Source organism: Entomomonas sp. E2T0 (assembly GCF_025985425.1).
GTDB lineage: Bacteria > Pseudomonadota > Gammaproteobacteria > Pseudomonadales > Pseudomonadaceae > Entomomonas.
On the sequence record NZ_CP094972.1, the window covers coordinates 2,417,316 to 2,438,509 of the forward strand.

Here is a 21,194-nt window from a genome sequence, read left to right on the forward strand (position 1 = left end):
TATTGGTTATAGTAGCAGATCAATCATGAAAATATCACACTATTATCGTTTAGCTTGGCTGATATTTATTTGTATTTTTACTAATATGGCAATGGCAATGCAAAATAATAAAAACTGGGCTGATGTTATTGATCCTAGTTTTAACTTTTATAAGGTCACTTCTTTACTGTATCGTAGTGCATTACCTGATACTAGCAAAGTAGATATCATTCAAAATCAACGTATAGCTACAATTATTACATTGATTAAAGAGGATGATAGCAAGTGGTTGGGAAATGACAAAAAAATACAGTTAATTAGTTATCCAACCCATGCCGACCGTGTAAAAGATGATGATGTATTACAGGTTTTAAAGTTGATTAAACAGTCAGAAAGTGAGGGGAAATCCGTGCTATTACATTGTAAGCATGGGCAAAATAGAACGGGATTGTTTGTTGCTATGTATCGTATAGTTATTCAACATTGGACAAAAGAGCAAGCCGTTAATGAGTTAGTTTATGGGATTGATTCTACAGAAAAAGAAGATGTTGATGAGGCAATGGCCTATATAAAACGAGCAGATGTAAAAAGTATTCGTAAAGCCCTAAAAAATAATGATTGTAGTACCAGTAGATGGGCTGTTTGTAATTTTTTTGGTAGTTAAGTAAACCAAGATTAGTGTTTAGTAACAGTTAAATAATTTGAGTTCGTGACCTTTAGGTGAATGACCTTTATAATATTCGCCGATATTAAGTCGAAATATAAGAGCCTATGAATTCAACCTATTTAAATAATCAGTTTTTAATTGCCATGCCTCAATTGGAAGGCTCAGAGTTCGCACGTGCCCTTATTTATTTAGTAAATCACAATGTTGAAGGGGCGATGGGGATTGTTGTTAATCAACCAAGATCGTTTCATTTAGTGGATGTTTTAGAACAGCTAAAACCAGATATATTATTTCCTGCAGAAAATTTAATGACACCTATTTATTCTGGTGGTCCTGTTGAACAAGAGCGTGGCTTTGTATTGCACTCTAAAGATGCAAGCTTTGAGGGAACTATTGACCTGCCTGAAATAAATATTACTTCATCACAAGATGTTTTATTTAATATTGCTGAAAAAAAAGGGCCTAAACAATATCTAATAGCTTTAGGATATGCAGGTTGGGGCCCGGGTCAGCTTGAAAAAGAAATGCTAGAGAACGCTTGGTTGACTTGTCCATTTCGTTCGGATGTATTATTTGATGTTCCTTGTGAGCAACGTCTAGATGTAGCCTTAGGACAATTAGGTATTCATTTTTCTTCATTATCATTTCAAGCAGGGCATGCTTAATGGAGCAGAGCTTACCTAAAATTATCTTAGGTTTTGATTATGGGTTAAGGCAAATAGGCGTGGCAGTCGGGCAAGGTTTTACACAACAAGCTCGAGAGCTTTGTGTTTTAAAGGCTCAAGATGGTATACCTAATTGGCAACAAATAGAAAATTTATTAAAAGAATGGCAACCAGAGGTAATTGTTGTAGGCCTACCCCTAAATATGGATGGTACACCCAGTGAAATGAGTACTCGTGCTGAGAAATTTGCACGTCGTTTACATGGCCGTTTTAGATTACCTGTCTATACACATGATGAAAGACTAACCAGTTTTGAAGCTAAAGGACAATATTTTAAGCAGGGACACAAAGGGGATTATCATAAGAGCCCTGTCGACGCACTAGCAGCCGCCCTAATTATTGAAAGTTGGCTAGAAAATTATTCTTCAATAACGGAGAGAACATGAAGTTACCTTCACCAACCGAACTCTTATCCAAAATGGCAAGCAATTTACAGAACTACTTAACTAAGCGTGGTATTACCAAACCAGCTTATGTAGGCATCAGAACAGGTGGTGTCTGGGTTGCTCAAGCATTATTAGAAACAATGGGTAAACAAGATGAAACCCTCGGTATTTTGGATGTGTCTTTCTACCGTGATGATTTTACGCAGAAAGGTTTAAACCCTCAAGTAAGTCCATCTGCTTTACCTTTTGAAATAGATAACCAACATATTGTTTTAATTGATGATGTATTGATGAGTGGGCGTACTATTCGAGCGGCCATGAATGAACTCTATGATTATGGTAGACCAGCCAGTATTACCTTAGTGTGTTTATTAGATTTAGATGCAAGGGAATTACCTATTCGCCCTGATGTAGTAGGAGAAGTATTAAATTTAGCAACTGATCAACGTGTAAAAGTACAAGGGCCATCACCACTAACCCTTGAGTTAAAAACTTTAGTTTCCTAAGAGAGTTTTTGTATGCTTAAAAGAAAACAAGCACTTCAACTAAATAGTCAGGGACAATTAAGGCATTTTCTATCATTAGATGGATTATCTAAAGAATTATTAACCGAAATTTTAGACACAGCAGATTCTTTTCTTGAAGTCGGTGCAAGGGCTGTTAAAAAAGTCCCTTTATTGCGTGGAAAAACAGTTTGTAATGTGTTTTTTGAAAACTCTACACGCACTCGTACTACCTTTGAGCTAGCAGCAAAACGACTGTCTGCGGATGTGATTACACTCAATGTATCTACCTCTTCAACCAGTAAAGGGGAAACCTTAACCGATACACTGCGTAATCTTGAGGCAATGTCTGCGGATATGTTTGTAGTACGTCATAGCGAGTCTGGAGCAGCACATTTTATTGCTGAGCATGTTTCACCACACGTAGCTGTTATTAATGGGGGTGATGGTCGTCATGCACATCCTACCCAAGGCATGTTAGATATGCTAACTATCCGTCGTCATAAAGGTGATTATAGTGATTTATCAGTGGCTATTGTTGGCGATATCATGCATTCTCGAGTAGCACGCTCTGATATGCTGGCATTAGAAACCTTAGGCTGTAAAGATATCCGTGTGATTGGCCCAAATACATTATTGCCCGTAGGTTTGACGGATCAATATAAAGTTAAAGCATTTACCAATATGGACGAAGGTATCAAAGATGTTGATGTGGTGATAATGCTCCGTTTGCAAAAAGAGCGCATGAAAGGTGGTTTATTACCCAGTGAGGGCGAGTTTTTTAAACAATATGGCTTAACGGAAAAGCGTTTAACCATGGCAGCACCTAATGCCATTGTTATGCATCCTGGACCTATTAATCGCGGTGTAGAAATTGAATCTTCAGTGGCTGATTGTGAGCAGTCCGTTATTTTAAACCAAGTCACTTATGGTATTGCAGTAAGAATGGCAGTGTTATCAATGGCAATGAGTGGTCAGTTAGCAGAGCGACAATTAGAACAGGAGGGCAGTTTATGAGTATAACGATTAGTAATGCCCGTGTGATTAATCCTAAAACTAAGTTAGATAAGCAAACAGATATTCATATTGATGGTGGCAAGATTATTGCTTTAGGCGAAGCACCTGCAAACTTTAAAGCCACTAAAACGATTGATGCAACAGGTTTAATAGCATCTGCAGGCTTGGTAGATTTAAATGTAGCCTTATGTGAACCCGGTTATACCCGTAAAGGTACTATTGCTACAGAAACATTAGCTGCTGCTGTAGGTGGTGTTACTTCCCTATGTTGTCCACCTAATACTAAGCCAGTTGCTGATACAACAGCGGTTATTGATCTTATTTTAGAACGTGCGCGTGAATCAGCACATGCCAAAGTTTACCCTATAGGCGCACTTACCAAAGGTTGTGAGGGTGAACAACTAGCTGAGTTAGTGGCATTATCAGATGCAGGTTGTGTGGCTTTTACGAATGGTTTAGCACCAATTGAAAGTAATCGTATTCTAAGAAGAGCGCTAGAGTATGCTGCTACGTTTGATTTACAAGTTGTTTTTACCTCACAAGACACTACCTTAGCAGAAGATGGTGTGGTACATGAGGGAGCTATAGCGAGCTTTTTAGGCTTAGCTGGTATTCCAGAAACGGCTGAAACCATTGCTTTAACCCGTAATTTATTGTTAGCTGAACAAGCAGGGGTAAGGGCTCATTTTAGTCAACTAACTACGGCAAGATCAGTGGAATTAATTGCTGCTGCACAGGCGAGGGGGTTGCCTATTACTGCTGATGTGGCATTGTATCAGCTCATATTAACAGATGAAGCGTTGTCTGATTTTTCTAGCCTTTATTATGTGCAACCACCATTACGTACTCAAAAAGATCGAGATGCATTACGTGAGGGTGTAAAATCTGGTGTTATTCAAGCCATTGCTAGTCATCACCAACCTCATGAAAAAGATGCTAAGGCAGCACCTTTCGCAGAAACTGAACCTGGTATGAGTAGTGTTGAGATTTTATTGCCTTTAGCCATGACTTTAGTAGAAGATGGCCTGTTAGATTTACCAACCTTATTAACTAGACTAACCTCAGGGCCTGCTGATGCTTTACGTTTACCTGTAGGTGATTTAGCCGTTGGTAAGGTTGCTGATATTGTGTTATTTGATATTAATTCTTCAACTATTGTTGGAGATAATTGGTATTCTAAAGGCAGTAACTGTCCTTTTATGGGGCATTGTTTACCTGCTAAAGTTCATACTACCTTAGTAGATGGACGTATTGTATATCAAGCCAATTGATTATAAGCCGAGGTTATTTAGGTACTATTATTTATGCTTGATTGGCTCGATACATTTTTAACTAATCATCAAGAGTTAATAGGGTTAGCTATTTTCTTAATTGCCTTCATTGAGTGTATGGCATTATTAGGTTTAGCCATACCCGGTGCCACTATGCTAATGATTGCTAGTGCTATTGCGGGAGGTTTTGATTATCCTCTTTGGAAAGCTATTCTTTTAGGAATATTAGGTGGTTGGTTAGGGGATATGCTGTCTTATGGCATAGGCTATAAGCTTAAAAGCCGAGTATATCAGGCAGCTGTTATAAAAAATCATCCGAAATGGATTAATATGGCTGATGGTTATTTTCAACGCTTTGGTGGTATGGGATTATTAATAGGGCGGTTTATTAGCCCTCTGCGGCCAATTATGCCAATGATGGCAGGTATTTTTCAGCTATCTTTCACAAAATGTCTATTTGTTACTTTTATTTCTAGTATTGCATGGAGTGTTACCTTTGTAGTGCCTGGCTGGGTGACAGGGGCAGCTTTTACATTACCTGTTGGCAAACAGTTTTGGCTAGAATTAGGCTGTGTCGTGGCTATATTAGGGACATTATTAGGTATTGGTATTTATGGATGTATAAAGCAAAAAAGATGGATTGCTGCTTATATGTCCTTTGTCAGTTTTTTATTGTTATTAGCACTTTATCTTTTTTTACCTTATTTACAATCATTAGATCAAGGTTTGCTATTAATTGCCAAAGAAGTACGTTCTCCTGAATTTGATAGTGTTAATCAATTTATAACCGAGTTGGGTGGTTATAAAGTACAGTTTGTAATATCAGCGGTATTATGCTGTTTACTGTTATTTATGCGTCAGATAAAACCATTAATCTTCTTTGCTTGTACTATGTTTGGAACAGCAACAATAGGTTGGATTATTAAAGAGACAGTAGATAGAGCTCGGCCACAGGCAATGACTGATATAATGCAGACATTTAGTTTCCCTAGTGGGCATACTTCTGCTTCTTTTGCTTTTTTCCTTAGTTTAGGGGTATTAGCGGGCTTAGGGCGTTCTTCTAAAACACGTATGTTGTGGTTATTTATTGCTAGTTTACCTGCTGTGCTTATTGCATTATCAAGGGTTTATTTGGGAGTACATTGGGTAACTGATGTTGTAGCAGGTGGTTTATTAGCTACAGGTATTTGTATGCTAGTATTGGCATGGGTTGAGTCAAGAGAAAAAATGCAACCATTGCCCCATAAGTGTTGGAAAATTTTATTACCTGTAGGACTGTTAGTAATAATAGTAGCTACTACAGTTACATTTTTTAAACACTCAGTATAATAGGAGTAGAATTTAATCTGCTCCCATAAAATTACCAGCTTGATGTTGCCATAAACGACTATATAAGCCATTTTGTTTAATAAGCTGTTGATGTGTTCCTACCTCAACAATAGCCCCATGATCTAAAACAATTAAGCGATCCATTTTAGCAATGGTTGAAAGTCGGTGAGCAATAGCAATAACGGTTTTATTTTCCATTAATAGTTCTAAGCTTTCTTGAATCACAGCTTCTACTTCGGAGTCTAGGGCAGATGTAGCCTCATCTAAAATAAGAATAGGTGCATTTTTAAGTAATACACGGGCAATTGCGATACGTTGTCGTTGACCACCAGATAATTTAACACCACGTTCGCCAACCTTAGCTTCTAATCCATGTTTACCATCACTATCAATTAAATCAAAAACAAATTCATCTGCTTTTGCTCGTCGCAATGCTTTTAATATTTCTTCATCAGTAGCATCGGGCTTACCATAGAGCAGATTTTCTTTGATAGAGCGGTGTAAAAGGGCAGTATCTTGGGTGACCATACCTATTTTTGAACGTAAACTATCTTGGGTAACATCAGCTATATTTTGACCATCAATAGTAATACTACCGCCTTGTAAGTCATAGAGTCGTAGCAATAGATTAACAAGGGTAGATTTACCTGCACCAGAAGGTCCTACTAAACCTATTTTTTCACCTGCTTGGATATTTAAATTTAAATCTTGATAAACAGGTCGTTTATTATCATAGCAAAAGTTTATTTGGTTAAAATGGATGTTTCCTTGTTGAACAATTAATGGTTTAGCATCAGCTTTATCTTGTACTGCTCGCGCTTGTACAATAGTGCGAATACCATCTTGGACAACACCAATTTCTTCAAAAATACCATTTACAACCCACATAATCCATTCAGACATATTATTAATACGTATCACTAGAGCAGTTGCTAAAGTAATTGCACCAATGGTAATAAGGCTATTACTCCATAGCCAAATAGCTAATCCTGTAGTAGCTACAATCATCGCACCATTGATAATGGATAATACTAAAGTCATTGCTGTTACTAAACGAGTGGATCTTTGTGCCGCATAGGTTTGTTCCGCCATGACTGCTTTTGCATAGTTTTGTTCTAATTCTGTATGAGCAAATAGTTTTAACGTAGTAATGTTGGTATAACCATCTACAATACAGCCCATCAATTTTGAACGAGTTTTAGCCGAGATAGCAGAGCGCTCTCGGGTTTTTGGCACAAAATAGTAAAGTGTAATAACGTAAGTGATTAGCCAAACGAATAAAGGGATGGTTAAGCGCCAATCTGCTTCAAAAAATAGAAAGAGGGCACTGCCTATATAAATAACAACATGCCAAATGGCATTTACACAACTCATTGCTGAGCTACGTAATGCATTGCCAGTGTGCATGATACGATTAGCTATCGTACCTGCAAAGTCACTGTGAAAGAAGTTAAGACTTTGTTTTAATATATAACGGTGTTGTTGCCAACGAATTAATGTCACTAGATTAGAGGTTATAGTCTGTCTTTCTAATAAGTCATGGATTAAGAAAAAGAATGGCCGAAGCAATAAGACAACAACAGCCATCCACAATAGTTCAGAACTATGTTGAGCAAAGAATTGTTGTGGAGATTGGGAAGCTTGAATGTAGTCAACAATTTTTCCCAAGAAATTGAAAAAGGCTACTTCAATAATCGCTGCAAAAAAACCTACTACTAACAAGCAAAAGAGAATACCTTTCACCTGTTTTAGATAGTGCCAATAGAAAGCCAAAATATTTTTGGGTGGCATTACATCAGGTGCTTTTTTAAAAGGGTCTACAAATTTTTCAAAACGTTCAAAAAGCATAACACCTTCTTGAGTAAGAGAATAAAAATTGAGTTATGGCTAATACAGGAAAGCTAATAAAAACTAACAAGTAGTTTATCAATTAGATTGATTAATAATAATTATTCTCAGTCTACACCTATTTACATAATAATCAAATGTTCTGATCTATCTTCATCTACTGCTTGTTTAAACTTATTAAAAATATTGGTATCAGAGCTATGGCTAAGAATAAGCACATTACGTAAGCTTTGTACAATACGACTAGCGTAACCAACATCATTCATTAAAGAACTGGTTTGTGTACCATTTAATTGATGTAAACGAACGGAAGAAAATAATCTATTACGGAAACTAGTATCGAAACTTGCTGAATCATCATTTAATAATTGTAAACGAGAAAACCACAATTCATCAGGTAAATCTAAATTACCTAATTTATAGATTTCACGTAGTTTACCTAGTAAATATTTTCTGAGTTCTATATAGAATGTATAAGCTGTAGAATCAGTTTTATCTAAATAGTTATGTAAGTTCTTTTGTAGATGTTTAGCATCTTTTACCGCATCAACTAATTGTAATGCTACTACCTGACAAGTCATAAACAGTTGTTGATGTTCTTCATCATCACTAGGGATTTCAATGCGTCCCATAAAGGTTAGTAGATCACTATAGATACCTTTTACATGACGTTTATACAGCGTATCTGCGTCAATGCCTCTATTTTCAGGAGAGGCGTTTAATAATACTAAATCTATTTGATTAGCGGATAATTGTTCAACAGGAATATAAAGCGCATGGCAAATAACCTCTAAACTTATTCGTTCTAAATGTTCAAGTTCTTTAATGACGGTGGTAATAGCTGTTTCTACAGAAGATAACGCGTTATCGTTTAAGTAACGTGCAGGCGTTATTATTTCTTCTACAGGAGTTGTATCAGACGTGGTTGGCTGTGAAACTTCGGTAATAAGTACTTTAGGCTCTTCAATATCAGGTAACCACTTAATAAGAGCAGCAGCCAATTTATATTGTAAAAACCAAAAGATAACAACGCCAGAAACGTTAAAAATAGTGTGGAATAGGGCTAGTTGAATCAATGGATTAAGGTTTAATAACTCTGCCAAAGAAGCTACAGTCCATGTTAGAGGCGTTAGTAATACAAAGGTTATTAATCCTGTTGTCACATTAAATATAACATGGGCTAAAGCTAATCGTTGACCACTACGATTACCTCCTATAAACCCCATTACACCTGTTGTAACAGCGCTACCAACGTTAGCACCAATAGCTAAAGCAAAACTTTGTTCTAAACCTATCTGTCCTAGTCCTAAGGCTGTTAGAATTAGCATTAAGGTGGCATGGCTAGATTGTAAAACAACCGTGATAACTAAACCAATACCTAAAAAGAGTAAAGCACCTAAAAAGCCTGTAAATTGATATTGTGCTAGGTCTAAATCACCAGTAAAACTTGAGAATCCACTTTTAATTTGATCAATACCTAAAAAGATAAAAGCAATACCTAATAATATACGACCAATGGCTTTACTTTTATCACCATTAAAAGCAGCTAAAACACCTAGCACGACTAGTGGATAAGCAAATGCACTAAGGCTAATGCTTTGTCCTGCAATTGCTAGTAACCAAATACCATTACTTGCGCCAAGGTTAGCCCCTAAAATAATAGTAATACCGCCTGCTAGTGTAATTAAACCCGTACTAATAAAAGCAATGGTTAATAAAGATACTAAAGTAGTGGATTGTAATACTGTTGTTGAGCCTATTCCAAACAATAGGCCCTTAAAAGGCGTTGAGGTACTTTTTGCCAGTAGTTGTTCTAATTTACCTCCAGCTAACTGTTTTAAGCCATCTTCCATGCACTGCATTCCAAATAAAAAGAATGCAAGACCAGCACAAAGGTCAATCCAGCTTTTACTAAAATAGAAAGAGCAGAGTAGTCCAATGATAAGTAAGATAAATAGTAAGTTTCTGGTGTAACTGCGGTGCGTCAATTTATTTATCCATAATTAAATTCAAACTCACTGATTCTACTGCTTTTCTATGGGAAAGGCGATAGCTTATTGATAATTATTAGCGTTGACAATAGCTACACCATACGGTGGCTCTTTGGCCTAGTTTTGTTTCTTTCATTATTCTGCCACATTTGTTGCAGGGTAAACCACCTCTGCCATAAGCATTTAGCGTTTGTTGAAAGTAACCAGGCTTACCATCACCACCTACAAAGTCTCTTAAGGTAGTTCCTCCAACCTCAATAGCGCGAGTCAATATTTCTTTAATACATGTTACTAATTTTTCATAACGGGCTTTGGAAATAGTATTAGCAGGTTTATTAGGGTTAATTCCTGCTGCAAATAAAGCTTCATTGGCATAGATATTACCGACACCAACCACTACTTTATTATCCATAATAAATAGTTTTGCAGCTATTGAACGGTTACGAGAGGTTTGAAAAAGATAATTAGGATTGAACTCTTCAGTTAATGGCTCAGGGCCTAAATGGGTTAATAATTCATGAGTAACAGGATCATTAGTCCATAATATACAGCCAAAACGTCTAGGATCGTGGTAGCGTAAAGCTAAATCATTGGCTAATAATATATCCACATGGTCATGCTTTTGACAGCTAGCTGTTTGTTCAACAACCCTTAAACTGCCAGACATCCCCAAATGAATAATAATAGTGCCTGACTCAAGCTCAATCAGTAAATACTTGGCTCGGCGTTTCACTTGCTTGATATGCTGTTCAGATGCAAGCACATCTAGTTCATCTGGTATAGTCCAACGTAAGCGGCGTTCTCTAACAATAACCTGTGTAATTTTTTGGTTAATAATATGTGGCTCTATTCCAAGTCGAGTTGTTTCAACTTCTGGTAGTTCAGGCATAAAATATTCTCTTGCTAATTCCGTATATAATAGTAGTTTAAAAAATATTATTTAAATTGAGTAGTTATTTAGAAATTAATAAATGTTAAGGTACGTTTAATCTATATAACTTATACTGATTGTAATAGTACTTGGTTATACATAATATGAATAATTTTTCTGAATATGAAAAATCCCCTAGTAAATAACAAATCGATTAATCGCTGAAATAAAAGCGCTCATTTTAAAATAAGCTTATAAAAATACGTTCATTTAACCCAAAAGTTATTTTTGTTACTATGGGACTTAAAATTAATACTGTGATTAGTAACTTGGAATATAACTAAATGACTGTTTCTACCTTTGATGTTGAAGCTTTAGCTACAACTTATGCTGATAAATCATCCCGTGATATTTTAAAGTTGGCTTTTGAACACTTTGCTGATGAGTTGTGGGTTTCATTCAGTGGAGCAGAAGATGTAGTAGCCATAGATATGGCTTGGCGTATTAATAAGTCTGTTAAAGTATTTTCTCTAGATACAGGTAGATTACACCCTGAAACCTATCGTTTTATAGAAGAAGTAAGAGATTTTTATAACATTGATATTGAGCTATTAACACCAGATTATCAAAAGTTAGAACCTTTTGTGAAAGAAAAAGGATTATTTAGTTTCTATAAAGATGGTCATAGTGAGTGTTGTGGTATTCGTAAAGTAGAGCCTTTACGTCGTAAGTTAGCTACTGTAAAGGCTTGGATAACAGGGCAACGCCGTGATCAAAGTCCTACCCGTAGTCATGTACCCGTTATGGAGTTAGATACAGCTTTCTCTACAGCAACTAATAAGCTCTATAAGTTTAATCCATTGGCTAATATGTCAAGTAAAGAGGTATGGGACTATATTAGGATGATGGAAATACCTTATAATAGCTTACATAGTAAAGGTTTTATCAGTATAGGCTGTGAACCTTGCACACGAACTGTATTACCTAACCAGCATGAACGAGAAGGTCGTTGGTGGTGGGAAGAGGCTACACAAAAAGAATGTGGTCTACATGCGGGTAATCTGATCACAAAAGGGTAAAGGATATTGTATGACTACTCCTCTGAATCAGGCACTTATTAATTTTATTTATACTTCCCCCACGCCTTTCCATGCTGTTGCTAATATGGTTAGCTTATTAGAAGCAGCAGGCTATCAGCATTTATTTGAGCGTGCTAATTGGTCTATTCGTGAAGGTGGGCGGTATTATATAGTGCGTAATGATTCTTCTATTATTGCCTTTAAACTAGGTAAGAATAAATTAGAAGACTCAGGTTTTAGAATGGTAGGTGCTCATACAGATAGCCCTTGCTTACAAGTAAAACCACAACCAGAATTAAATAAAAGTGGATGCTGGCAGTTAGGGGTAGCGGTGTATGGTGGTGCATTATTAGCACCTTGGTTTGATCGAGATCTTTCTTTGGCGGGGCGTGTTACTTTTACCCATCAAGGGCAATTACAAAGTCGTTTAATCAATATTGATCGTCCTATTGCAGTTATTCCTAATTTAGCGATTCATTTAAATCGTGAGGCTAATAAGGGCTGGGCGATTAATCAACAAACAGAATTACCACCTGTAGTTTGTTGTGAAGATACTGAGAAGCCTTTTGATTTAAGAGAGTTATTAGCTAAACAGTTATTGACTGAACATGGTTTACAAGAGGTTGAGCTATTAGATTATGAGCTGAGTTTTTATGATAACCAAAAAGGTAGCATTATAGGTGTTAATGAGGATTTTATTAGCAGTGCACGACTAGATAATTTACTTTCTTGTTATGCAGGGTTAGAAGCGTTATTACACTCCAATGAGGACCAAAATTGTTTATTAATATGTACCGACCATGAAGAAGTAGGTTCTTGTTCAGCTTGTGGCGCAGATGGCCCATTTCTAGAACAAGTATTGTCTAGATTAATGCCTGACCCTATGATACGTAACCGCTGTATTCAAAACTCACTATTGATTTCGGCTGATAATGCTCATGCACAACACCCAAATTACCCTCAAAAACATGATGAGCAACATGCTCCTAAAATTAATGGTGGGCCTGTTATAAAAATTAATACTAATCAACGCTATGCAACCAATAGTGAAACAGCAAGTTTCTTCCGTCATTTATGCAATAGTAATGAAATACCAGTACAAACCTTTGTAACGCGTAGTGATATGGGATGTGGCTCCACAATAGGACCGATTACGGCAGGGAAGATAGGTATTAAAACAGTTGATATAGGTATTCCTACTTGGGCTATGCATTCTATTAGAGAGACTGCAGGTGCTAAAGATTTATTCTATTTAATTAGAGCATTAAGAGTTTTTTATAAAACAGCAACTTTGTTTTAATAATAGATATGTTATCGATACAAAAAAGTGAGTTAATCGCTACTTATAATTATAAGATCGATGGTTTAGATGAGTCTTTAAACTATCGATTAGAAATTTATAAAACCTCAAATGCATATAAGGGATTAGTATTTAGATTAGATATGTATAATCTAATGGCTTCATTTCCAAGAACTGAACAAGATAATCCTTATATAAATGCAGATGTATCAATGTTTATAGCAGATGATTATTTTTATAATGATGAGCAGTTAACCAGAACAACACAAGAAGAAGTTATTGCTATTTTTGAAGAAAAGTTAAAATTACTTTTTAATACAAGTATGTCTTTATCATAATTATAATAATATCTCATATTTTCTAGCATCTATTTCATAGGGTGATTCAAAATAACCATGCTCTACAATAGATACTAAATAACCTTTAAGAAAAGCAGCTACTGAACCTTCTTGCTCATATTGATAAACATGTCTGCATTCATGAGATAAAAGTCTTCTAGATAACAAGCCTTTTTTAATTAAAATACCATAACCTAATGTTAAGCCAGCAGTATTTTTTCCTAGTAAGCCAAGTGTAGTAGCAGCATCTTGTAAAACTGGATCTTCAGGCAATGGAAAACTCTCTAATTCTAATAAGTGGATTTTTTCTGGTTGAATAACTCCAACTGCTTTTGCATCAGCTTGTTGAGCATTATTAAGAGCAATACCATGTTTAATAATTTGTGCTTCAATATCTTCAGCCCATTTAATAGCTTTAGGTAATAGATTAGGTAGTTCGACTTTTAATAGATTGATATCCATATTACTTGTTACATTGAATTATTTAAACCAAGCTAATTTATCCCTTAATTTTACTACATCACCCACAATAATAAGAGTAGGTGCATGTACCTGCTGGTCAGCAATTTGCTTTGGTAGGGTTGCTAATGTGCCTGTAAATACTCGTTGTGCCTCAGTTGTGCCTTGCTCTACTAAGGCAATGGGTGCATCTGCTGATTGACCGTGGTTAATCAGTTGTTGGCAAATGGTAGCAAGTCCCACTAATCCCATATAAAACACAACCGTTTGTTCTTTTGCTACCAATTCTTGCCAAGGTAGATCAATGGTATTGTCTTTTAAGTGACCTGTTACAAAACGCACTGATTGTGCATAGTCACGATGGGTAAGGGGAATACCTGCATAGGCGGCACAACCACTGGCGGCAGTAATACCTGGCACTACTTGAAAGGGGATATTATTGTCAGCTAAGGTCTCTATTTCTTCACCACCACGCCCAAAAATAAATGGGTCGCCACCTTTTAGACGGACAACACGTTTACCTTGCTTAGCAAGATCTACTAGCAGTTGATTGATATCTTCTTGCGGTACGCTATGGTTGCTACGTTGTTTACCTACATAAATACGATCAGCATCACGACGACATAAGTCTATGATAGTTGGTGAAACTAAACGATCATATAAAACTACATCAGCTTGTTGCATTAAACGTAGTGCACGAAAAGTTAGTAGGTCAGGATCACCAGGGCCAGCGCCAATTAAATAAACTTCACCTTGAGATGCCTGGTCTTTAGTATTGTCTAAAAGTTGCTGTAGCTGTTGTTCAGCTTGTTGCTCTCTACCTGCTAGCACTTGTTCGGCTATAGGACTTTGTAATACCTTTTCCCAAAAAATACGACGTTGTTCGGAATGGCTAAAATGCTGTTTAACTTTCTCTCTAAATTTTTCAGCTAATTTAGCTAGTTTGGCGTAACTACTTGGTAATAGTGTTTCTAATTTAGCCCGTAATAGACGAGTTAATACAGGAGAACTACCACTGCTAGATACGGCAACAATAATAGGGGAGCGATCAACAATAGCAGGAAAGATAACTGTACTTAATATTGGATTATCAACCACATTAACAGGGATATTAAGTGTTTGAGCATCGCTAGAAACCTGTTGATTAATAGCTGTATCATCTGTAGCAGCTACCACTAATACATGTTCTTTAATATCTGTAGTTTGATAGTCATGTAATGTATAACTACCATGATGCTGTTCAATAAGTGATATAAGCTCATTATTAATAGTAGGGGCGATAACCTGTAAATTAGCGCCACTAGCCAGCAATAATCTAGCCTTACGTAGAGCTATATTACCACCACCTACTAATAAAACTTTACGTCCTTGTAAATTATGGAAAAGAGGTAAGAAATCCATAAAAATTAATTGATTACCTCAATACCACCCATATAGGCTCTTAATACTTCAGGAACTACAATAGAGCCATCAGCTTGTTGGTAATTCTCTAATACCGCTACTAAAGTACGACCTACTGCTAAACCTGAACCGTTAAGGGTATGTACTAATTCTGGTTTATTAGTTTCTGGGTTACGATAACGTGCTAACATACGACGCGCTTGGAAATCACCGCAGTTAGAACATGAAGAAATCTCACGGTATTTATCTTGGCTAGGGACCCATACTTCAATATCATAGGTTTTTACTGCGCCAAAGCCCATATCACCTGTACATAAAGTAATAACACGATAAGGTAGTTCTAATAACTGTAATACTTTTTCAGCATTAGCGGTTAATTCTTCTAATGCTTGCATAGAAGTTGCAGGTTCAACAATACGCACCATTTCTACTTTATCAAATTGGTGTTGGCGAATCATGCCACGGGTATCTTTACCTGATGCGCCTGCTTCACTACGGAAACAAGGAGAGTGTGCCACTAATTTAATAGGTAGCTGTTTAGCGTCTAAAATTTCTCCTGCCACTAAATTAGTTAAAGGAACTTCAGCCGTAGGAATCATATATAGGTCAGCTGCATCTTCACGAGGTAATTTAAATAAATCTTCTTCAAATTTAGGTAATTGACCTGTTCCTTGTAAAGCAGTTGCTTGTACTAAATAAGGTGTATAAGCTTCTTCATAACCATGTTCAGAGGTATGTAGATTAATCATAAATTGAGCTAAAGCACGATGTAATCTAGCAATAGGGCCTCTAAGTACGGCAAAGCGTGCGCCAGATAGTTTGGCTGCTGCTTCAAAGTCTAACCAACCATATTTGGCACCTAAATCTACATGATCTTTGATTGTAAAATCAAAAGTTCTTGGCGTACCCCAACGTCTGACTTCAACATTATCATCTTCATCTGCACCTACAGGTACACTTTCATCAGGAAGATTAGGGATATTTAATAAGATATTATCTAATTCAGCTTGAATAGCCTCTAATTCACGTTTACTACTTTCAAGATCAGTGCCTAATTGATCAACTTCATTTAATAGTGGTATGATATCTTCGCCACGTTGTTTAGCTTGACCAATAGCTTTTGCTCGTGAGTTTCGATCAGCTTGTAACTGTTCAGTTTTAATTTGTACCGTTTTACGTTGTTCTTCCAACGCTTCAATTTTTTCCACATCAAGGGTAAAACCACGTGTTGCTAGTCGTTTAGCTACTTCTTGAGGTTGGGTTCTTACCAATTTTGAATCAAGCATTATTCTGTCTCAATAGATTAATTAAGTATTAGAAGATAGTGTATAAAAATAACTACTCATTATAAAGATAAGTTAACAAAATGAAAAAGGTTTATCTTATGCTAGTGGATAATGTAATATCTGTTCTATTTATTACGTTTCAAAGATTTAAAATGAAATTAACTAATTATAGTTTATTAATTATCATGGTTTTTTTAATAGGTTGCTCTTCCTCTTCTAACCAAAATAAATCAGTTTCATCTCAATGTGATGATTTTTTAGCTATATTTAATCATAAGCCGAACAATCTAGTATTTCAATATTGTGAAGTGAAACATGATAAACAAGCTAAGCCCGCTGTTGCTACTTATAAAGTTACAGGAGAGCAAGCTGCTGTAATCGAACAATATCTTATAAAGAACTTTGATATGCCAAGCCTTTATTTTGTATGTTGTATCTGGGAACCTATTGATAAGATTAGAAAAGCAGGGTATAGCAAAAATGAAGGTGAATATAAAGATCCAAAGACTAATATAACTTATTATATTACAATGGGTTCAGATGAAACTTTAGTAACTAAACGACAAAATTGGTCAGAGATCCCTTTCTTCTGGGTAGATGTATATACTTATACAGAAGAAATTTAACAAAGATTTTAATACATGATGAAAAAAACATTATTACTCTATTCAACTGTTGAAGGACAGACTTTAACAATAATGGAAAAGATAGCTGAGCATCTTACTGCACAGTCACCAGAGATAAGTTATGATCTTTACAATATTGAAGAAGCACTGCCTATAAATCTAGACGATTATGAAACAATATTAATTGGTGGCTCGATTCGTTATGGCCATTTTAGAAAACCGTTAATACAATTTATTCAACAAAATACACAGTTATTAAATAGTAAAAAAACTGCTTTCTTTTGTGTTTGTGTAACAGCAAGGAAAGTGGGTAAGGATACTCCAGAGGGTAGTCTGTATGTACGTAAACTTTTCCAAAAAGTACAATGGCAACCTAATTTAAAGGGTGTATTTGCAGGGGCACTATACTATCCAAAATATGGTTGGTTTGATCGAACAATGATTCGCTTAATTATGCGATTAGGTGGTGAGAAAAACCACGATATAAAGCAAAACTATAGTTATACCAATTGGAATAAGGTAGATGAGTTTGCTAAACAGTTTTATTTATTGGTGATAAGCTAACTTAAAGATTAGGAGGATGATCAATAAATTAAAAATAATACCAGTGATATTAATGATATTGACTGGTACAGGTTGTGAGGCAATGTTTGTCATAGTTTGTGGTACTAATCAAGCATTAACTTGGGATAAAACATTAGAAACTCAAGTATTACCAAAGGCTAAAATAGGTGAGTATTACGAATTTGTGCTTGAATATCCACAAGATCAATCCTATATGCGTTGGGTATTAGATACTAAGCAGGATAAATTACCTGCAGGGTTAGAGTTAGTTATGGTTGAAAACGATGACAAAGAGTCAGCAGAGCATAGAGATCACTATAGTTGGATTCTTAAAGGTATTCCAGAAAAAACAGGTAAATATAAGTTTTATATGAAGGGAATTACCTTTAGAACAATGTGTGGTAATAGCGATTATTATTATCCATATACTTTAGAGGTGTTATCTGCAAACTAGTAAGTTCGCAGATAGTTTTACTAAACTAAACTCTTATCAACTATTCTTAGGTAGGCTATTTAAAAAAGGTTTACCGCATTTCTTGATATAAACTAAACCATTCTTAATCTTCTTTACTATTAATATATATGACATATTACTTAGGGAAATAATAGCGATAAACAATAATAAAACTCCAAATTTAGAAAAATAATTATTAATGCTAATTAAAATAAAGCTGCCGAAAAATAATATCCATCCTAAGAAAAACTTTATTATTCGTTGTATTCTATGGCTACTACAGAAGCCAAATTGCAAAGGAACTATTTTTAAAAATGGAAATTGTAAAGTAGATTTATAAAATGTTTTCTTTTTGAGTATAGTTATAGGTTTATTACAGTATATACATCTATGAGGTAACTCAGTTTGTCCTATAGGCATTACTAATAACTTTCCTTCAGCCCAGTACTCGCCGTTAGGATTAATTTTAATAGTATTGGTAGTAGGTGGTTGATAAGGGTTAAATTCTTGTATCATATAAACGCTCTGTATAATAATTATTTACAAATCATTTGTTAATCGATATCTATTAAAACAGTATTAAATCAAGAGTTACTGCTATTTATAGCATTCTTAGCCATTATTTCTATTAAATCTCCATATAAAACTCATCATTATTTCATAAAACTAACTAATAATTGCTATAACAAATATAGTAGGTTTTTAGGGTAAAAGTAATGATTGAGTTTTTTGTAATATGGTTAGTATTAATGGGAGTTTGTACATTACCAGCCATTCTTTTAGGTAGTATTTTTCATTATTATATTCGATTATATCAATTAAATTATTTATTAGTGTTATTTATAACCATTGTTGCTATTGCTTTAACTAATTTATTAACTTTCTTCTTGGTATTATATTCTAGAAGTGGGTTTGAGATATATTGGTTTTATTTAGGCATGATTGTTACTGGAATATACTGGAATATGTGGTTTTGTTGCTTCTTTAATAAGAGTTATGTGGCTAGATATTAGAAAAATTAATTTAAATAAAGGTAGTGAGATTGCTAAAACGATCCTATTTTTTAATTTTGTTGCCCCATCATTAATGATAATAATGTTAATAGTAGTGATGTATTATGATTTTTGAATACTATTTACGTCGTTTTTTGGGGCTATTTTTATCAAGCTCTCTTAAGTAAGCCAATTTTTCTTTAATTTTAGCTTCTAAACCACGAGGTGTTGGGTAATAGAATTGTTGGGGTTCTATTTCTTCTGGAAAGTAGTCTTCACCTGCTGCAAAAGCATCAGGTTCATCGTGGGCATAGCGATATTCATCACCATAACCTAGCTCTTTCATTAGTTTAGTAGGAGCATTGCGTAGATGTAATGGCACATCAAGCGAACCATATTCTTTAACTGCTCTTTTAGCTGTATTATAAGCCATATAAACAGCATTACTTTTAGGGGCAGAAGCTAGATATACAACAGCTTGTGCCAGTGCTAACTCACCTTCTGGACTGCCTAACCTTTCTTGTACTTCCCATGCGGCTAAACATAGGTTTAGTGCTCTAGGGTCAGCATTACCTATGTCTTCGCTAGCCATACGCACAATGCGGCGAGCTAAATATAGTGGGTCACAGCCACCATCAAGCATACGACATAACCAATAAAGTGCCGCATCAGGATTTGAGCCACGCACTGATTTATGAAGGGCTGAAATTTGATCATAAAAAGCTTCGCCACCTTTATCAAAGCGTCTTAAGCTATTGGTAAGTAAGTCTTGTAATAACTGTGTAGTAATCGTGCCACCGTCTTCTATTAAATCAGCAGCATTTTCTAGTAAGTTAAGAACTCTACGGCCATCACCATCAGCGGCTGTTAAAAGTAGCTGTAAACTATCTTCAGGCAATGTGAGTTGTCTATTACCCAAGCCTTTTTCTTCTGTTAAGGCTCTTTTGATTAGTTTTTTTAATGCGGGTTCATCTAAAGGTTTTAATACATAGACACGAGCACGAGAAAGTAGTGCGTTGTTTAGTTCAAAAGAAGGATTTTCAGTGGTAGCACCAATAAAGATAAACGTACCATCTTCAATATAAGGTAAAAAAGCATCTTGTTGGCTTTTATTAAAACGATGTACTTCATCTACAAAGAGTAGGGTAGGTTTGCCGTAAGCTAACTGTTGTTTGGCAATTTCTACTGCCTGGCGAATTTCTTTAACACCAGACAACACTGCTGAAAGGGTTTCAAAATGAGCGTTAGAGACATTAGCTAGCAGTTTAGCGAGGGTGGTTTTACCAACTCCTGGAGGCCCCCAAAAGATCATGGAGTGTAATGCCCCATGTTCTAGGGCATCTCTTAATGGTTTACCATGAGCAAGCAAATGCTCCTGTCCAACATATTCATCTAGATTAGTTGCTCTTAATCGAGCAGCAAGTGGTTGAACAGGTGAAGTTGCATTTGCAAATAGATCCATCTTTACTCTTCGATAACGTCAGTACCTTCTGGTGGATCAAACTTAAATAGTTTGCTATCAACAGGTACATTCATTTTAATATTTTTAAAGGTAATATTAGTACGTTGTCCTACATTATCCACTAACTGCATACCATTAACAGTTTTATCGTTAAAGGTTAGGGTTAGGCTATTAAATAAACTTTCTTTATCTTTAGGCACTAATACAAAAGATTGTAATTTACCTGTTGTTTTAGAAGAGATTTTAAAGTTCTTTTGGATTTCTGAAACATTGCCAGATAAAAGTAGAGCAGGGGTATGACTCATACGTTGATCCATCTTTTGAATGGTTAATTGCATTAGATCAGGATCATATAACCAGATTTTTTGGTTGTCAGAAATTAATAATTGTTCTTGTGGGGCACTGGTATGCCAGCGGAATAAACCTGGTCTTTTAAGTACTAACTCACCATTTGTTTCTTGTAAACGAGTACCTGTAGCATCTAAGGTGACTTGGGTAAAATTCCCTGTCATACTTTTTGCTTGATCAAGTAGTTTAGAAAGTTCGTTAATACTTTGTTGTTCAGTTGCTGCCATTGCCACATTATGAAAAGCAAAAAGGGTGATAGCAGTAAAAAAGAAAGCACGTAAAATTTTCATTAAGTATC

At 35.6% G+C, this 21,194-nt stretch carries 23 protein-coding genes; 14 read left to right on the top strand and 9 right to left on the bottom strand.

Annotation, left to right across the window (positions count from 1 at the left end; all coding sequences use genetic code 11):
- Positions 1-25 precede the first annotated feature (25 nt).
- From MTZ49_RS11735 to MTZ49_RS11765, 7 genes are all read left to right on the top strand, one after another.
- Complete coding sequence (locus tag MTZ49_RS11735; protein WP_264745726.1) at positions 26-643, top strand: dual specificity protein phosphatase family protein; 618 nt, start codon at positions 26-28, stop codon at positions 641-643.
- A 107-nt stretch (positions 644-750) separates the two neighbouring features.
- Positions 751-1,311 carry a YqgE/AlgH family protein gene (locus MTZ49_RS11740; RefSeq protein WP_264745727.1) on the top strand — a complete coding sequence of 187 codons (561 nt, stop codon included), beginning with the start codon at positions 751-753 and terminating at the stop codon, positions 1,309-1,311.
- Positions 1,311-1,757, top strand: coding sequence for a Holliday junction resolvase RuvX (ruvX, locus tag MTZ49_RS11745; RefSeq protein WP_264745728.1), 447 nt, complete (start codon positions 1,311-1,313; stop codon positions 1,755-1,757). Before MTZ49_RS11740 ends, ruvX begins: the two co-directional genes overlap by 1 nt.
- Complete coding sequence (gene pyrR, locus MTZ49_RS11750; protein WP_264745729.1) at positions 1,754-2,263, top strand: bifunctional pyr operon transcriptional regulator/uracil phosphoribosyltransferase PyrR; 510 nt, start codon at positions 1,754-1,756, stop codon at positions 2,261-2,263. Before ruvX ends, pyrR begins: the two co-directional genes overlap by 4 nt.
- A gap of 12 nt (positions 2,264-2,275) precedes the next feature.
- Positions 2,276-3,277 carry an aspartate carbamoyltransferase catalytic subunit gene (locus tag MTZ49_RS11755; RefSeq protein ID WP_264745730.1) on the top strand — a complete coding sequence of 334 codons (1,002 nt, stop codon included), beginning with the start codon at positions 2,276-2,278 and terminating at the stop codon, positions 3,275-3,277.
- Positions 3,274-4,548 (top strand): dihydroorotase, encoded by a 1,275-nt coding sequence (locus MTZ49_RS11760; RefSeq protein WP_264745731.1) that lies wholly within the window; start codon positions 3,274-3,276, stop codon positions 4,546-4,548. Before MTZ49_RS11755 ends, MTZ49_RS11760 begins: the two co-directional genes overlap by 4 nt.
- A gap of 33 nt (positions 4,549-4,581) precedes the next feature.
- Positions 4,582-5,877, top strand: coding sequence for a bifunctional DedA family/phosphatase PAP2 family protein (locus MTZ49_RS11765; RefSeq protein ID WP_264745732.1), 1,296 nt, complete (start codon positions 4,582-4,584; stop codon positions 5,875-5,877).
- A gap of 12 nt (positions 5,878-5,889) precedes the next feature.
- Here MTZ49_RS11765 and MTZ49_RS11770 read toward each other — a convergent pair whose 3' ends face one another.
- The 3 genes from MTZ49_RS11770 to mutM all read right to left on the bottom strand — a co-directional run bounded on the left by MTZ49_RS11770 (position 5,890) and on the right by mutM (position 10,605).
- The gene (locus tag MTZ49_RS11770) at positions 5,890-7,725 is read right to left on the bottom strand and encodes an ABC transporter ATP-binding protein (protein ID WP_264745733.1); all 1,836 of its coding nucleotides are present in this window, start codon (positions 7,723-7,725) and stop codon (positions 5,890-5,892) included.
- Positions 7,726-7,847: 122 nt separating this feature from the next.
- The gene (locus MTZ49_RS11775) at positions 7,848-9,713 is read right to left on the bottom strand and encodes a Na/Pi cotransporter family protein (protein ID WP_264745734.1); all 1,866 of its coding nucleotides are present in this window, start codon (positions 9,711-9,713) and stop codon (positions 7,848-7,850) included.
- 79 nt (positions 9,714-9,792) lie between these two features.
- On the bottom strand, positions 9,793-10,605 hold the full coding sequence (gene mutM, locus MTZ49_RS11780; RefSeq protein ID WP_264745735.1) for a bifunctional DNA-formamidopyrimidine glycosylase/DNA-(apurinic or apyrimidinic site) lyase: 813 nt from the start codon (positions 10,603-10,605) through the stop codon (positions 9,793-9,795).
- 326 nt (positions 10,606-10,931) lie between these two features.
- Here mutM and MTZ49_RS11785 point away from each other — a divergent pair, with 326 nt between their 5' ends.
- From MTZ49_RS11785 to MTZ49_RS11795, 3 genes are read left to right on the top strand one after another with little or no spacing between them, the layout of a single operon-like run.
- Positions 10,932-11,666 carry a phosphoadenylyl-sulfate reductase gene (locus MTZ49_RS11785; RefSeq protein WP_264745736.1) on the top strand — a complete coding sequence of 245 codons (735 nt, stop codon included), beginning with the start codon at positions 10,932-10,934 and terminating at the stop codon, positions 11,664-11,666.
- Positions 11,667-11,676: 10 nt separating this feature from the next.
- The gene (locus MTZ49_RS11790; protein WP_264745737.1) at positions 11,677-12,966 is read left to right on the top strand and encodes a M18 family aminopeptidase; all 1,290 of its coding nucleotides are present in this window, start codon (positions 11,677-11,679) and stop codon (positions 12,964-12,966) included.
- Positions 12,967-12,974: 8 nt separating this feature from the next.
- The gene (locus MTZ49_RS11795) at positions 12,975-13,304 is read left to right on the top strand and encodes a hypothetical protein (RefSeq protein ID WP_264745738.1); all 330 of its coding nucleotides are present in this window, start codon (positions 12,975-12,977) and stop codon (positions 13,302-13,304) included.
- Here MTZ49_RS11795 and MTZ49_RS11800 read toward each other — a convergent pair whose 3' ends face one another.
- Genes MTZ49_RS11800 through serS form a run of 3 tightly spaced genes read right to left on the bottom strand, consistent with a single transcriptional unit; the run spans position 13,305 to position 16,450 of the window.
- The gene (locus MTZ49_RS11800) at positions 13,305-13,766 is read right to left on the bottom strand and encodes a hypothetical protein (RefSeq protein WP_264745739.1); all 462 of its coding nucleotides are present in this window, start codon (positions 13,764-13,766) and stop codon (positions 13,305-13,307) included.
- Positions 13,767-13,784: 18 nt separating this feature from the next.
- Positions 13,785-15,164: a siroheme synthase CysG gene (gene cysG, locus MTZ49_RS11805; RefSeq protein WP_264745740.1), complete on the bottom strand. Its 1,380-nt coding sequence runs from the start codon at positions 15,162-15,164 to the stop codon at positions 13,785-13,787.
- A gap of 5 nt (positions 15,165-15,169) precedes the next feature.
- Positions 15,170-16,450, bottom strand: coding sequence for a serine--tRNA ligase (gene serS / locus MTZ49_RS11810; RefSeq protein ID WP_264745741.1), 1,281 nt, complete (start codon positions 16,448-16,450; stop codon positions 15,170-15,172).
- A 152-nt stretch (positions 16,451-16,602) separates the two neighbouring features.
- Between serS and MTZ49_RS11815 the strand changes: the two genes are divergently transcribed.
- The 3 genes from MTZ49_RS11815 to MTZ49_RS11825 are packed head-to-tail and all read left to right on the top strand — an operon-like array spanning position 16,603 to position 18,094.
- Complete coding sequence (locus MTZ49_RS11815) at positions 16,603-17,076, top strand: DUF4952 domain-containing protein (RefSeq protein WP_264745742.1); 474 nt, start codon at positions 16,603-16,605, stop codon at positions 17,074-17,076.
- A 15-nt stretch (positions 17,077-17,091) separates the two neighbouring features.
- Positions 17,092-17,640 carry a menaquinone-dependent protoporphyrinogen IX dehydrogenase gene (hemG, locus tag MTZ49_RS11820; RefSeq protein ID WP_264745743.1) on the top strand — a complete coding sequence of 183 codons (549 nt, stop codon included), beginning with the start codon at positions 17,092-17,094 and terminating at the stop codon, positions 17,638-17,640.
- Positions 17,641-17,656: 16 nt separating this feature from the next.
- Positions 17,657-18,094: a hypothetical protein gene (locus tag MTZ49_RS11825; protein WP_264745744.1), complete on the top strand. Its 438-nt coding sequence runs from the start codon at positions 17,657-17,659 to the stop codon at positions 18,092-18,094.
- Between the two features lie 36 nt (positions 18,095-18,130).
- Here MTZ49_RS11825 and MTZ49_RS11830 read toward each other — a convergent pair whose 3' ends face one another.
- The gene (locus tag MTZ49_RS11830; RefSeq protein WP_264745745.1) at positions 18,131-18,610 is read right to left on the bottom strand and encodes a hypothetical protein; all 480 of its coding nucleotides are present in this window, start codon (positions 18,608-18,610) and stop codon (positions 18,131-18,133) included.
- A 200-nt stretch (positions 18,611-18,810) separates the two neighbouring features.
- Here MTZ49_RS11830 and MTZ49_RS11835 point away from each other — a divergent pair, with 200 nt between their 5' ends.
- A complete protein-coding gene (locus tag MTZ49_RS11835) occupies positions 18,811-19,107 on the top strand; it encodes a hypothetical protein (protein ID WP_264745746.1) in 297 nt (98 codons plus the stop codon).
- A gap of 118 nt (positions 19,108-19,225) precedes the next feature.
- On the opposite strand, the gene MTZ49_RS11840 is transcribed toward MTZ49_RS11835, so the two are convergent.
- Together MTZ49_RS11840 and lolA are read right to left on the bottom strand one after the other, a co-directional pair.
- Entirely contained in the window at positions 19,226-20,548 is a 1,323-nt protein-coding gene (locus MTZ49_RS11840; protein WP_264745747.1) for a replication-associated recombination protein A, read from the bottom strand.
- Positions 20,549-20,550: 2 nt separating this feature from the next.
- The gene (gene lolA, locus MTZ49_RS11845; protein ID WP_264745748.1) at positions 20,551-21,186 is read right to left on the bottom strand and encodes an outer membrane lipoprotein chaperone LolA; all 636 of its coding nucleotides are present in this window, start codon (positions 21,184-21,186) and stop codon (positions 20,551-20,553) included.
- Between the last annotated feature and the right edge of the window lie 8 nt (positions 21,187-21,194).